At 64.4% G+C, this 13,354-nt stretch carries 11 protein-coding genes; 2 read left to right on the top strand and 9 right to left on the bottom strand.

Annotation, left to right across the window (positions count from 1 at the left end; translation table 11 throughout):
• Positions 1-16 precede the first annotated feature (16 nt).
• The 9 genes from WBP07_RS24905 to WBP07_RS24865 all read right to left on the bottom strand — a co-directional run bounded on the left by WBP07_RS24905 (position 17) and on the right by WBP07_RS24865 (position 10,806).
• On the bottom strand, positions 17-307 hold the full coding sequence (locus tag WBP07_RS24905; protein WP_395397769.1) for a DUF3325 domain-containing protein: 291 nt from the start codon (positions 305-307) through the stop codon (positions 17-19).
• On the bottom strand, positions 304-1,869 hold the full coding sequence (locus WBP07_RS24900; RefSeq protein WP_395397768.1) for a PepSY-associated TM helix domain-containing protein: 1,566 nt from the start codon (positions 1,867-1,869) through the stop codon (positions 304-306). The genes WBP07_RS24905 and WBP07_RS24900 overlap by 4 nt, the downstream gene beginning before the upstream one ends.
• 38 nt (positions 1,870-1,907) lie before the next feature.
• Entirely contained in the window at positions 1,908-4,409 is a 2,502-nt protein-coding gene (locus tag WBP07_RS24895) for a TonB-dependent siderophore receptor (RefSeq protein WP_395397767.1), read from the bottom strand.
• Between the two features lie 119 nt (positions 4,410-4,528).
• On the bottom strand, positions 4,529-5,527 hold the full coding sequence (locus WBP07_RS24890) for a FecR family protein (protein WP_395397766.1): 999 nt from the start codon (positions 5,525-5,527) through the stop codon (positions 4,529-4,531).
• Positions 5,528-5,633: 106 nt separating this feature from the next.
• Positions 5,634-6,143, bottom strand: coding sequence for an RNA polymerase sigma factor (locus WBP07_RS24885; RefSeq protein ID WP_395397765.1), 510 nt, complete (start codon positions 6,141-6,143; stop codon positions 5,634-5,636).
• Positions 6,140-6,811, bottom strand: a complete 672-nt coding sequence (locus WBP07_RS24880; protein WP_395397764.1) for an energy transducer TonB — start codon at positions 6,809-6,811, stop codon at positions 6,140-6,142. The genes WBP07_RS24885 and WBP07_RS24880 overlap by 4 nt, the downstream gene beginning before the upstream one ends.
• Before the next feature lie 63 nt (positions 6,812-6,874).
• Complete coding sequence (locus WBP07_RS24875; RefSeq protein WP_395397763.1) at positions 6,875-9,028, bottom strand: TonB-dependent siderophore receptor; 2,154 nt, start codon at positions 9,026-9,028, stop codon at positions 6,875-6,877.
• A gap of 528 nt (positions 9,029-9,556) precedes the next feature.
• On the bottom strand, positions 9,557-9,814 hold the full coding sequence (locus WBP07_RS24870; protein WP_395397762.1) for a hypothetical protein: 258 nt from the start codon (positions 9,812-9,814) through the stop codon (positions 9,557-9,559).
• 98 nt (positions 9,815-9,912) lie between these two features.
• Positions 9,913-10,806, bottom strand: coding sequence for an AraC family transcriptional regulator N-terminal domain-containing protein (locus WBP07_RS24865; protein ID WP_395397761.1), 894 nt, complete (start codon positions 10,804-10,806; stop codon positions 9,913-9,915).
• Between the two features lie 171 nt (positions 10,807-10,977).
• Here WBP07_RS24865 and WBP07_RS24860 point away from each other — a divergent pair, with 171 nt between their 5' ends.
• The gene (locus tag WBP07_RS24860) at positions 10,978-11,922 is read left to right on the top strand and encodes an SDR family NAD(P)-dependent oxidoreductase (protein ID WP_395397760.1); all 945 of its coding nucleotides are present in this window, start codon (positions 10,978-10,980) and stop codon (positions 11,920-11,922) included.
• A 128-nt stretch (positions 11,923-12,050) separates the two neighbouring features.
• Positions 12,051-13,037, top strand: coding sequence for an aldo/keto reductase (locus WBP07_RS24855; protein WP_395397759.1), 987 nt, complete (start codon positions 12,051-12,053; stop codon positions 13,035-13,037).
• Positions 13,038-13,354: the final 317 nt, after the last annotated feature.

The raw sequence follows: 13,354 nt of genomic DNA, 5'->3' as shown, positions 1-13,354 counted from the left end.
GGATTTCCGGGAGCTTTCATCGGCGGAGACGGGCGAGAATACGCTCGCGATTGGTCTGGGCGGTGAGTGTGAGGGCGGCGCCGAACGACAGCCAGCCGAACCAGGCGACCGTGCCGTAGGCCCAGCCTAAACCGGTGCCTGCGGCTATGAACGCGGCGCCGAGCAGGCCGAAGCCGCCGATGCGCAGCAGGCGGCTGGTGCGAGGGGCCAGCTTGCGGCGCAGCCAGTCCTGCTGGTGGCGCGCCATCGCCATGAGCAGCAGCGCAAAGCCGGCAAGCGTCAGGAGAGCGACGGGAGTATGGATCATGCAGTCGCCTCCTCGCCCTTGCGCTGTTTGCGCGCGGGCATCTGGCGGGGTTTGTGCCGGGCAAGGGTCCAGCCTGTAAAGGCAAAACCGGCAGCCAGCGCCATCATCACCAGGTCGAACCCAACGAATGTCCAGTCGCCCGCCATCACGCTGGGGGCAAGGCCGCGTCCGGTGGTCAGGGCGTTGACCAGTGGGATCGCGGTGAAGAGTGCCGTCGCCACTGCCAGCGTTTCAAGCCATGCGCGCCGGGCCGGGCGCAGGAACGCCCAGACCAGCGTGCCGCCCCAGGCGATGAACAGCGCGTTGATCTCCCAGTCCGCATGGTCTGCCATGGCAACGGGCAGCAGGCGGTTGGCTAGGAAATACGTCGCGATCCCGATCGGCGCGCCGCTGATGAAGCCGATATTGAGCCGCTCGACCAGACGGAAGCCGAAATGCGGGCGACTGGGATCGGGCAGCTTGAGGCGCCGTTTCACGCACCAGAGGCAAAGTCCGGTTGCCGCCATGGCTACGCCGCCAAGGCCGGAAAGGAAGTAGAGCCAGCGCAGTCCGTAGCCTGCGAACCATGCCGTGTGCAGGTCCACCATCACCCGGTGCGTCGCGGTGGCGCCGCCGGGATTTGCGGGTGTGGAAGGCAGGACCTTTCCGGTCGCCGCGTCGAGGTAGACGGTATCGGGGCGGCCGTTCCCCCATTCGGACTTGGCGGTATAGAGCGTGGCCACGGCGGCCTTGTCGCCGGGGTTCTCGACCGAAAGGTAGGTCGGTATCGCGCCGCCCCATTGGCCTTGCGCGGTGGCGATCATCTGGCCAATCCGGGCGACCGGGGCAGGCTCTCCGCTGGCCTCGCGCTCGGGTCCTTGCGGGTACGTGGTGGCGTAGAAGGCCTGCCGGTCCGGGAAGTTCGCGGAGATCGCCCAGGGCATCAGCGTGAACAGTAGCGTCGCAAGGCCGGTGTAGGTGATCATCAGGTGGAACGGCAGCGCGAGCACGGCGGTGGCGTTGTGCGCATCCAGCCAGCTGCGCTGGCCCTTGCGAAAGCGCATCATGAAGAAGTCGGTGAAGATCTTCTTGTGCGTCACCACGCCCGACAGGATCGCGACGAGCATCGCCAGCGCCGCCACGCAGACCAGATAGCGCGCCCACATGACCGAGATGAAATGCAGGTCGAAGTGGAAGCGGTAGAGGAAGAAGCCGCCCTTCGTTGCCCGCACCGGGATTTCGGCGCCGGTCGCGGGATCGAGGGTGATCCGCGTCCCCTCGCGCCGGCCCTGGCCGGGCATCTGCCACGATACGTCCAGCCCGCTGCCGCCGCGCGCGGCGGGCAGCGAGACGGACCAGCTCTCCGCCCCCGCCGCGCGGGTACGCAGCAGCGCGTCGGCAGAGGCGAAGGCGCGTGGGGACACGCGCGTTTCGGAAGGCAGCTCGGGCCGCATCCAGGCATCGATCTCGTGCTGGAAGAACGCCGCCGTTCCGAACACGAAGATGACGTAGAGCACCCAGCCCGGTACCAGTCCGGCCCAGGTGTGGAGCCATGCCATCGACTGGCGCAGGCTTTGTTTCATGATGCGGTCCTCACGCGCCGCTCCCGGTCCGTCATCGCTCAGAACCCGTACTTGACCGCGAAGGCCACGTTGCGGGGGCTGCCGAGCTGAGACGAGGTCGCCCAGTAATCGAGCCCGCCCAGGTTCGCGACATTAAGGTCGAAGCGGATCGGATGGCCGTCGATCTCGGTCTTGTAGTGCATGCCGAGGTCGACGATCGTGTAGCCGTCGATCTTCTGAAGATTGGCGCTCTCCTTGAACATCTTGCCGGCGTGATAGACGCCGCCGCTGATGGAGAAGCCGTCCAGCCCCGGAATCTCGTAATCGGCGAAGATCTTCGCCAGCATGTCGCTGACGCCGGTCGGCTTCTTGCCCAGGAGCGAGGCCGTGCTGGTCTTGGTGACTTTCAGGTCCATTACGGTGCCGCCCAGCATCACGTTGAGCCGGGGGGTGACATGCCCGGTGACCGTCAGTTCCACGCCCTGATGGACTTCCACACCGTCCTGCGTGCGAGTGATCTTGCCGTTCACCGTCTCGTCGAAGGAATTGGCCTTTTCGATCCGGTAGAGCGCGCCGGTGATCAGCAGTGCATCGATCGGGGCGTACTTGGCGCCGACTTCATACTGCTTGGAGACGTAGGGCTTCATGATTTCGCCCGGATTGTTGTAGAGCGTGGCATCGTCCGGAACTGTCGAGCCCTGTTCCAGACCTTCCATGTAGGTCGCGTAAGTCGTCACGCGCGCCGCCGGCTTGAACACCAGCGAGATCGTGGGCGTATAGGCGCTTTCGTTGTAGCTGGACGTGCGCGTGCCGGTCGCCCCGAAGTTGCGGGCCTGCACGGTGCTGCGGTTCACGCCCACCATGGCGCTGAGCTGTTCGGTGAACTGGATATCGTCGCCCAGGATCACGTTTGTATTCTGCGACTGGCTGGACTTGTAGAGGGCGCCCCAGGAATAGGTGTTCAGCGTATCGGGCATGGCCCAGGTGTTCATGTCGTTCGGGTCGGTAAAGGCCGGAGAGAAACCGGCGCTGACCGAGTTGGTGACGTGCCGCTTCACACGCAGGATGTCGCCCGAAGCGCCCAACGTCAGGCGGTGCTTGATGCCCAGTGTCTCGAACTCGCTGTCGAGATAGGCATAGGCGCCTTGTGCAATGTTGTAGGACGGCGCGCTGCGCGAGGCCCAGCCGACTTTCCAGCCTACATCCTCGAAATAGGCGGGATAGACGTTGATCGATTCCTGCGCATCGCGCTTGTAGAGATAGGCGGCGCGAAGGCTGAAAGTATCGTTCAGTTTCCACTTGGCATTGGTGCCGATGCGGTCCGTCTTGATCTGGAGATAGGTCCAGTCCGGCGTCCAGGTCTTGCTGGCGTCAAGCGGTTCGATCCAGTGGTCGATCGCCGCATAACTGGTATCGGCATAGGCGTAGAAGCGGGAATCGATGCCGTCGATACGGTAATAGGTATGCGCCGCTTCCACTTGCAGCAGCAGGTCCGGCGTCACGTTCCAGTCCACCGCGCCGCTGAACAGGCTGCGCGCGATGTTCTGGTTCTTCTTCGCGGTTTCGCCGTCCTGATAGGACACATTCAGCCGGTAGGCGAACATTCCGTCCCGGTCGATCTTGCCGCCAAGATCTGCATGGACGAAGAACTGCTTGTTGCCATAGTCACCCACGGTGATGTCGCGCGTGGGCGTGTAGGTCGGCCGCTTGAGCACGTAATTGGTCACGCCGCCCGGATTGCCCACGCCGTACAGGAAGCCCGACAGGCCGTTCATGATCTCGACATTGGCAAGTTCCTCCATGGAAATGCCGGTCAAAGTCGAGGACAGCCGGACGCCGTCGACGACACCCTTCTGGGAATCGAAGCCGCGAATGGTGACGTAGGGCGTGCCGTAGACGGTCGAGGGCGCGGAGTTCTGGACGACCGGGTTCATCTTGAACATCTGGTCCATGTCACCGGCGACGACGCTTTCGATCAGATCCTGCGAGAGCACGCTGATCGCATAGGGCGTATCGATGACGAGCTTATCGCCCCAGGGGCCGGACGCGGATCGGGTATCGATCTTGTCATCATGGCCAAGCACCACGATGGCGTCGCCCCGGCGTGCTTCGTCCGCTGCGTCGAAGGTGTCTTCCTCGCTGGGCATGGCGGCCACAGGGGCCTCTGCACTGGCCGAGACGAGCAGAGTATCGAGCGTCATTGCCCCGGTGGTGGCGCGGGCGATGGTCACGGCCGCCGGGCCGTTGGCTCGGGCAACAAGGCCGGTACCGGACAGCAGCCGCACCAGCGCGTCGCGCCATGGCAGCTTCGCGTTAAGGCCCTGGGAATGGCGTCCCAGCGTCAGCGATGCGTCGTAGTTCAGCTGCAATCCGCTCTGCTGCGCAAAGCTGTTCAGCGCGTCGCTCAGCGATCCGGCGGGAATGGCATAGGCGTTCACGCCGCCGTTCTCCTGCGCCATCGCGCTGGAAGCGAACCCGGTCATGCCCCCGGTCAGGGTGGTGCCGGCCAGCAGGGCGGCTACCAACAGGCGCGCGCTGCCATGACCCATTTTCTCGTACATCGAATTGACCCCCACATGGTTGCGAGACGGCGCAATCACGATGTTGCGACGCATTCTCAATAATGGAGACGGGGTGGGGCGGGAAAAGACGACTAAGGGCTGCAAAGTTTTTTCGCGGCTTAGCGATGGAGCACGATCAGGCGATCCGAAAGCCGGAAGGACCTGAGCTTCAGACTGCGCTCGATGCTGTCCACGGCGGCGAGCGGGTAGTCGAGATCGTAGACGCCGCTGACTTTCATCTCCGCCGCTGTTCCCGCGACGGAAAGGTAGCCATGCCGATAGCGTGCGATTTCGGCGACTACCTCCCGCAGGGGGCGGTTCACCACGACGAGTTGGCCCTGGGTCCAGGCGGTGGCGCCATTGCCGGCCGCTTCGACAGCGCCCAGCGTCTGCGCATCGAAATCGACGCGCTGGCCTTCATCGACGACTTTGGAGCGGCCGCCTCCGACAACCCGCACCCGATGCTCGGTCACCACGAGTTCGGCGATCCCGTCCCGTTCGCGCACGGTGAACGCCGTGCCCAGAGCGGTGGCACTTCCGCCTGCTGCTTCGACGGTGAAGGGACGGCTGCGGTCCGGCGCCACTTCGAACAATGCGCGGCCTTCAAGCAGGCGGACCTTGCGGCGGGCACCGGAAAAGTCGTGAACGATGGCCGAACTGCTGCCCAGCGTCACGCGTGATCCATCTTCCAGCGTCAGCACACGGCGTTCGCCCACTCCGGTGGCGTAGTCTGCCTGCAACCGGATCGACCAGTCGCCGAACGAGGCGAATGCCACGAGCGCCATCGATGCGGCGACAGCACCACCGGTCCAGCGTTGCCGCTGGCGCGCGGGAGCGGTTGCGGAACTGCGTTTGCGGCGAGACAAGATCCGGCGTTTGGCCGGGATTGGCGGCAAAGATATGGGCGGTGCCGTTACGGGCATCGGATCGTTATCGATCAGCCCCCAAAGGTCTTCCAGTCGTTCGAAGGCGCGGCGATGGGCCGGCTCGGACAGCCAGTCCTCGAAGGATCGCTGATTTTCGGCCGATAATTCTCCCCCGTCCCGGCGGACGATCCAGTCGGCGGCGGTTTCGGCAATGGCGGCCGGAATTGGCGCGCGCGGTGCGTTTTCGGTCACGGTTCCGTCCCTTCGGTCGGTTTCGTCATCAACCATGACGGAATTGTGCCGCCAAACACGACGCGGCCGGACGAGAAAGGGCAATTGTTTCGGAGCGCGCTGGACATCACGTCTCCCCCTCTATTTCGCCGAGGCGGCTGGCCAGCGTCAGCAGGGCGATCCGCAACTGCTTCTCTACCGCGCCCCGCGTGATGCCGAGACGGTCGGCAATATCGGCCTGATCGAAACCGTCGAACTTGCGCATGGTGAAGATTTCCCGGCATCGCGGGGGCAGGTCTTCCACCAGTTCGCGCACCATGCGCAGGCGGTCCGCCGCAAGGACGTGACGCTCGGCGTCCGGGCTGTCGTCGGCGACGGCTATGCCCGCCTCTTCGTCCGCCAGCCAGGGACGCCACTTGCCGCTGTCCCGCGCCCGGTCGTTCACCAGATTGCGGGCCACGCGGTAGAGAAAGGCGCGGGGGTTCTCCACCCGGCCCGAGCGGAGCGACGGAATGGCCCGCACCCAGGTTTCCTGCACGATATCGGCGGCAACCGGCGGCGAATCCACGAGTGAGCGAACATAGGCGGACAGCGCGGCCTGATGGCAGCCGACGATGGCCGCATCGCCCCCGGTCACGGCAGGACCGGCGAGGCTGGCGTATCATCGATGAGGAACGCGATCGGCAGGGTTATGGCCAATTCGTCCGGAAGCCCGGTCGGGATCGGCGGGAACGGCGCCGCGCGCGAGACGATGGCCAGCGCGGCTTGGTCAAGGGCGGCGTGCCCTGTGCCGGACACGATCTCGGCATCGATCAAATGCCCTTCGCGGTCGATGCGGAAAAGTAGGGAGCCTGTCCCTTGCGCGTGCTGTCGAAGCGATCCAGCGGGATAGCGGCGCTGGCTTTCCAGCCGCGCGATCAGTGCACGGCGATAGGGCAGGGCGATGTCGGGCAGATTGTCCGACAGGCCGCCGGTGGCCGCAGCGGCGGGCTCTTCGAAGGCGTTGGTCTGAAGCACCGCCACGGTGCGGACGGGAAGGGGCAAGGCGATATTGGTCCGGGCCGCTGCCGGGACAGGCCGGGGGCGGACTGCATTCGCACTCGGCTTTGCGCGAGCCGGGGCGGGCGAATGCACGTCGAACGTCACGAGAGTGGGAGGCGCCGCGTGATCCGGGGGACCCGCTTGCAGCCAGCCGAAGGTGATGGCGGCAACGGCGGCCGCCGCCACGTGAACCCCGGCCGTAATGGCAAGGGCGGCCACGCGTACCGATGCGCCGTTTCCACCCGTTGGGTTGGAACGGCGCAAGCGGCATAGGAAGGGCGGCGGGATCACGCGCGGTGGAGGGAGAGGGGTGTTACCGCCCGGTTCTCACAGAGTGCCGCGAAGCGTCAGCGTAAAGGCGCGGGGCGTCGCGTAGCGCGCGCTGCCGATATAGAGGCCCGAATAGTACTTCTTGTCGAACACGTTATCGAGATGCGCGGTAAGCGAGAAGTGGTCCGAGACGCGGTAGTTCGCCAGCAGGTCCAGCGTTGCAAGGCTGCCCTGCGTGTAGATCTCGCCATTGGGGCCGGTGCCGTCGGCGGTTGTCTTGCTCTGCCACTTGAGGTTCCCGCCCACCATCAGCGCCTCCAGCATGCCGGGCAGCCTGTAGGCGGTGAACATCTTGAAGGTGTTCTTGGGGATCTGCGGAAGCTGGCGAACCCCGTCGCGGTCCTCGGCACGGGCATTGGCGAAGCCGCCGGCCACGCGCCAGCCGGGCAGGATCTCACCATTGACTTCGAGTTCGAAGCCCGACGACTTCATGCCCGACACCGCGTGATAGGCCGAACTGCCGTCCGGCGCGAAGATGCCGGGGCCGTCTGCCAGCGCGTAGTTGTCCTGTTGCATGCGGAAGACGGCGGCGCTGGCGCTCAGCTTGCCGTCGAGGAAGTCGGCCTTCAGGCCCGCCTCGTAAGTATTGCCTTCGAGCGGTGCGATCATGTCGCCATCGATGGTCCGCTGCGTCTGCGGTTCGAAGACGCTTGCATAGCTGACGTAGGCCGAGACGGTCTTGGTGAGATCCAGCACGAGGCCGCCGTAGGGCGTCAGCACTGCCTTTTCGTTGGATCCCGGCGTCCAGGTGCGCGGGCCGGATACGTCCTGGGAGTAGCTGTCCTGCTTCCACCAGGTAAGCCGTCCGCCGATGATCACCGATAATGGCGAGATCGGCTTGAGCCGCGCCACGCCGGATGCGGCCGTGGTGCGGACGCGGTTGCCGGCATAGCCTCCGCTTGGCGAAAGGTCGGGCTTGGTAGTCTCGCCGGTCGCGAAGAATTCGAAGGCATTGACCGACTTCATGTAGTCGCCGCCCGACCACCAGCCCGGATAAGGCGTCTGGTCGTCATCGAACTGGGCATGGCTCAGCGAGAGTGCGATGTGCTGTTCCTGACCCAGCGCTTCGAAGCTGCCGCGCAAGTTGGCGTAGACGGCGTTGAGTGTGAGGTCGGACGCCCAGCGGGTGGAATAGAGCGTGCCGCCAAGGCCGGTGTCCTTGTCGATGGCAGTGCCGAAGAAGTAGCCGATCGTCTCGTCGTAAGAGCCGGACTTGTGCTCGGCGTCGACCTGCAGATGCCAGTTCTTGTCGAAATCGTGCGCGATCGAGGCGAAGATGTTCACGCTCTTGCGGTTGAAGTCCGACCACTCGGCACCGCCGTTGGTCGAGCGGGCAAAGTCGGTCTTGGTGCCGTCTGTGTAGAAGAGCGGTACGCCGCCGCGCGAGGCGCCGGTGTTGGTGAAATTCTGGTACTCGACACCGACGGTGAGCAGCGTGGTGGGCGTGAGGTCTGCCTCGATGACGCCGTAAAGCGCCTGGCGCTTGGCATGCTCGCGATCGATGAAGGTGTCATTGTCCTGCCAGGCCCCGGCAACGCGTGCACGAAGGCGGCCGTCCGAGGTCACCTTCCCGCCCACGTCGCCTTCGATGCGGTACATGTCCCACGAACCGACGGTTGCGGCTGCGGTGGCCGTGAAGTCCGTGCCGGGGCGCTTGCGGATCATGTTGATCGCGGCCGAAGGTTGGCCGGTGCCCGTCATCAGGCCGGCCGAGCCACGGATCACCTCGATCCGGTCATAGGCGATCATGTCGGCGGTATCTTCGGTGAAACCGTAGAGATTGGTCGGACGGGCCACCCCGTCGACGAGGTAGTTCTGCACGGCGAAACCGCGCGCGGTATAGTTGGTGCCGTCAGTGCCGAGCGCGCTGGAGCGGTTCGATTGAATGCCGACGATCTGTTCCATCACCGACGAGATATCGTAGAGGCCCTGTTCCTGCATGCGGACGCTGTCGACCACGGTGACCGACTGCGGAGTTTCGCGCGAGGAGAGGCTGAGGCCGGTGGTCTCGGCCGCGCCTGTCACCACGATCGAGTCGTCATCCGGATCCACAGGCGCAGTTTCGGCGTGGGCGCTGCCGACGCTCAGCAGGCCGATAGCCAGTGCAGATGAGACGCAATAGCGACTGCGGTTTCTGGTTGTGAAGTTCATTTGGAGCCCCTGATTCGCCGCACCGGGCGAACCGGCGCTGTTATGTGGGGAGCCCCTTAATGCGAATGATTTGCATATGCAACATTAAGCAACTCGTTAAATTGACTGACTGATGTGCTTGTGGCGACATCCTATTATGCGCGAGTTTCTTGTGATGAACGATCCTTTCGACCCGCGCTGGCAGTCGTGTTCCGCCTAGTCGATCCCCTCCCATGTGCTGGCGTCGCTGCCCGGAAATACGAGAAGCGCCGTTGTAGAGGTGGCCGGGGCTGGAGAGGCGCGCGCGGCCATCGAAAACGCGTTTCACGATGCGAACCGGCGGCCTGGCAGCGAGTGCCAGATCCGTGTTTTAACATGCAGGAATTGGCCACAAGCAACCGGATGAAAGATCGACGGTTTGCGAGACGACTTTCAGAGGCCTCCGCTTCAAGGCGAGGAGCCAATTGGGGCCCGACTGTCGCTAAAATCAGCCGCCCAAAGGGCGGCGCGCAACGCCTGCCCCTGGGAAGGTACTGTATTCTGAGCCTCTTATTCTGCGACGTTCGGCCCAGAGTTCAATGCCGCTGCGATCTCCTTTTCGGCTGCGGTCGCTTCAACCACGAGCTGACGCAATGCTTTCGCGGTGTCGCCCAGAAGACCGGCGCTAAGCGGCCGCTCCCCATTGATAAACCGCCGGATAGCCCGCTCGTCTATGTTGAGGCGCCGCGAGAATGCGGTGGTCCCGCCGAAAAGTTGAACGCAATAAGCGAAGTGCTCACGTTGCTCGTCGATTGAAGATGCTGCCATTTTACCCGCCTTTGTGATTTGCTGGGGTGGCCATACGCCATCTTGCGCATGAGGCAACACGCGGTGGGCCAAGAGCAAAGTCAATGCGCCAGTTGCGGTCAGGCGATCTCGGTCGCAAGAGCCTCGGCCTGGCGCAAGCGTACCGCGTCGCGGGCCGGTGGCGCACCGAACATGCGTGTGTACTCCCGGCTGAATTGCGAAGCGCTTTCGTAGCCGACGGCATAGCCGGCGCGGGCCGCGTCGCTCTCCGCGATCATCAGGCGGCGCGCCTCCTGAAGCCGCAGAGCCTTCTGATACTGGAGCGGGCTCATGGCCGTCGCCTTGCGGAAATGGCGATGCAGCGATGCAACGCTCATGCCCGCCACTTCCGCCAGGGCCTCGGTGCGTAGCGTCCGATCGAAGTTCTTCCTGATCCACTCGATCGCCTGGCGGACTTGCGCCAGGCGACCCTCCACGCGCGCGGCCTGGCGTATGAGATCGCCCTGCGGCCCTTGCAGTACGCGGTAGAGAATTTCGCGCTCGGCGAGCGGGGCCAGTACCGGGATGTCGCCCGGCGTATCGAGCAATCCGATCAGCCGCGACCACGCGTCGAGCAGCTGCGGCGTTACCGCGCTGACGGCAAAGCCCACCGTTTCACCCGCGACGGGCCCGGGGTTGCCGGTCATCAGATCGGCAAGGCACTGCTGGTCCAGGGCCAGGCTGACCGCGACATAGGGCTTTCCGGGCGATGCTTCGATGATGCAACTCGACGCCGGCAGGTCGACTGAGCCGACGAAGTAGCTGGCCGTGTCGTAGCAAAGCTCGCGCTCTCCGATCAGGACGCGCTTCGCACCCTGGAGCACCATGACGATCATGGGGCGGTAGAGCACCGGGCTTGCTGTGGCCGCGGCCTCCTTGGCGATATGGAATCCGATCCGGGGAATGGAGGCCGCACCGGGAGTATCCGCGTGGCGGGTGGCGAGGGCGCACAGCGTTGTAAGTCGGTCCTGCATGAGCCCGATCTTGTTGTTGCCGGGGTCGGTTGCAAGACCGGGGCAGGGCGATTTGATCGGATCAGGCAAGAAACAGCGCGGAATGGGCGCGGCTCCCCATGTGATCGTCGCCAGATGGCGCTCACCGCTTCCGGTTCATTGGGAGAGGCAGATGAGTTCCAGGAGATGAGCATGCCCAATACATTCGGTGCGCAAACTACCACGGACGAGGTGCTGGACGGCATCGATCTGACTGGCCGCCGCATTCTGGTGACCGGCGTTTCGGCCGGGCTCGGCGTTGAGACCGCCCGCGCGTTGGCCGAACATGGCGCTTCCGTGGTCGGCGCGGCGCGCGATCTTGGCAAGGCCAGGGCCGCGACGCAGGCCATCGCCGGCGATCTTGAACTGGTCGAGCTGGACCTCGCTTCGCTGGAGAGCGTGCGCGCCTGCGCCGATCGGCTGCTGGCGGATGGTAGGCCCTTCGATGTCATCATCGCCAATGCCGGCGTGATGGCGCCGCCTTTCGGCCATACCGCCGATGGCTTCGAAACGCAGTTCGGCGTCAATCACCTCGGCCACTTCGTGTTGATCAATCGTCTGGCGCCGCTGATCGCCGATGGCGGGCGCGTGGTGAACCTTTCTTCGTCAGGCCACCGGCTGGCGGATGTAGACCTCGACGATCCGAATTTCGAGCAGACACCGTATGATCCCTGGGTGGGCTATGGCCGATCGAAGACGGTGAACATCCTTTTCGCGGTCGAGTTCGACCGTCGTCATCGGGCGCGCGGCATTCGTGCGACGGCGGTTCATCCCGGCGGCATCGAGGAAACCGAACTGGGCCGCCACATGACGCAGGAGGAAATGGACGCGCTGGTCGCATCGATCAAGGATGCGCAGGAAGAGGGTGTTCCGGAATTCGCCTGGAAAACGATCCCGCAAGGGGCGGCTACTTCCGTCTGGGCGGCGATCGTGGCCGACGCCGACGCGATCGGCGGGCGCTACGGCGAGGATTGTGCCGTGGCCGAGATCGTCGAAGGCGAGGGCGTGCGCCCGGGCGTACGGCCCTACGCGCTCGATCCCGAGCGTGCCAAGGCGCTTTGGACGAAGAGTGAGGAACTGGTCGGAGAGCGATTCTGAGCGCCGCCTTCGGATAGGCGCCGCTGGCGGCCATCCCACCACCTTTTGAACCGCCTTCCACGTGACACCCGCAAAGGCATACACACTTGGGGGACGGCCGAATGCAACGAACCAAAGGGAATTCGAAAATGGAAATGCGCAAGCTTGGCTCGCAAGGCCTCGAAGTCTCCGCTCTCGGCCTCGGCTGCATGGGCATGTCGGAATTCTACGCCGGGCGCGACGAGGCTGAATCGATCGCCACGATCAACCGCGCGCTCGATCTGGGCGTCACCTTTCTCGACACCGCGGACATGTACGGTGTCGGCGCGAACGAGGAACTGGTCGGCCGGGTCGTGCGCGAACGGCGCGAATGGATCGTGGTCGCCACCAAGTTCGGCAATGTGCGGGGCCAGGATGGCAGCTTCCAGGGCGTGAGCGGCCGGCCCGAATACGTCCGCCAATGCTGCGACGATAGCCTGAAGCGGCTTGGGATCGATGTGATAGATCTCTACTATCAGCACCGGGTCGACCCCAACGTTCCGATCGAGGAAACGGTGGGCGCGATGGCGGAACTCGTCGCGGCGGGCAAGGTCCGGTATCTCGGCCTGTCCGAAGCGGCACCGGCGACGATCCGCCGCGCGCACGCGGTCCATCCGATTTCGGCGTTGCAGACCGAATACTCGCTGTTCAGCCGCGAGCCGGAAGAGGAAATTCTGCCGACGCTGCGCGAACTCGGGATCGGCTTCGTGCCTTACAGCCCGCTTGGCCGAGGGTTCTTGACCGGCCAGTTCAAAAGTCCGGCGGACCTTCCCGAGGACGACTATCGCCGCAATGCCCCGCGCTTTCAGGGTGATGCCTTCGGCAAGAACCTAGAACTCGTTGCCGAGATTGAGCGGATGGCTAAGGCCAAGGGGTGCACGCCGGCGCAACTCGCGCTGGCGTGGGTTCTGGCGCAGGGCGAGGACATCGTGCCGATCCCCGGCACGAAGCGCCGGACCTATCTGGAGGACAACCTTGGAGCGCTGGCGGTATCGTTGAGCGAGGCGGACCTCGCGCGCATCGACGAGGTACTGCCTCCGGGCGCGGCGGCTGGCCTGCGCTATGCGGCGCCGCAGATGACGGCGGTAAACCTCTAGGACTTCTCGCCAATGCCGCTCCTGCTTCGCCCCTTCGGGGTGAGGCGACTGTGCAAGTTGTTGTGAGTTTAAGGTTTTTGTAGAGCGGGGGCAGCGCACCCCGCTCTACAACCCGTCATTCGGAGCGACGGGCGGACAATGGACGGTTGCGGCCCAAATGTACGTCCTACCGCGGCTTCCAGCAGGCGATCCAAATGGGCTTGGAAGAAGACTTGGGATGGGGTTGTCGATCTTACCGCCGCGATTGGCCAACGCGGATGGTGCTCATCGGATTGATGAACGGATTTCAAGACGGCATACCATTTCAAGCGATGCCG

This window comes from Novosphingobium oxfordense (genome assembly GCF_044029435.1).
Lineage (GTDB): Bacteria > Pseudomonadota > Alphaproteobacteria > Sphingomonadales > Sphingomonadaceae > Novosphingobium.
The sequence above is the reverse complement of the archived record's forward strand: the minus strand, read 5'-3'. Positions and strand labels throughout refer to the sequence as shown.

What these genes read in the sequence shown, in the direction of transcription:
- WBP07_RS24905 (WP_395397769.1), bottom strand. Translation starts at nt 307, where the DNA reads ATGATCCATACTCCCGTCGCTCTCCTGACGCTTGCCGGCTTTGCGCTG.
- WBP07_RS24900 (WP_395397768.1), bottom strand. Translation starts at nt 1,869, where the DNA reads ATGAAACAAAGCCTGCGCCAGTCGATGGCATGGCTCCACACCTGGGCC.
- WBP07_RS24895 (WP_395397767.1), bottom strand. Translation starts at nt 4,409, where the DNA reads ATGTACGAGAAAATGGGTCATGGCAGCGCGCGCCTGTTGGTAGCCGCC.
- WBP07_RS24875 (WP_395397763.1), bottom strand. Translation starts at nt 9,028, where the DNA reads ATGAACTTCACAACCAGAAACCGCAGTCGCTATTGCGTCTCATCTGCA.
- WBP07_RS24870 (WP_395397762.1), bottom strand. Translation starts at nt 9,814, where the DNA reads ATGGCAGCATCTTCAATCGACGAGCAACGTGAGCACTTCGCTTATTGC.
- WBP07_RS24865 (WP_395397761.1), bottom strand. Translation starts at nt 10,806, where the DNA reads ATGCAGGACCGACTTACAACGCTGTGCGCCCTCGCCACCCGCCACGCG.
- WBP07_RS24860 (WP_395397760.1), top strand. Translation starts at nt 10,978, where the DNA reads ATGCCCAATACATTCGGTGCGCAAACTACCACGGACGAGGTGCTGGAC.
- WBP07_RS24855 (WP_395397759.1), top strand. Translation starts at nt 12,051, where the DNA reads ATGGAAATGCGCAAGCTTGGCTCGCAAGGCCTCGAAGTCTCCGCTCTC.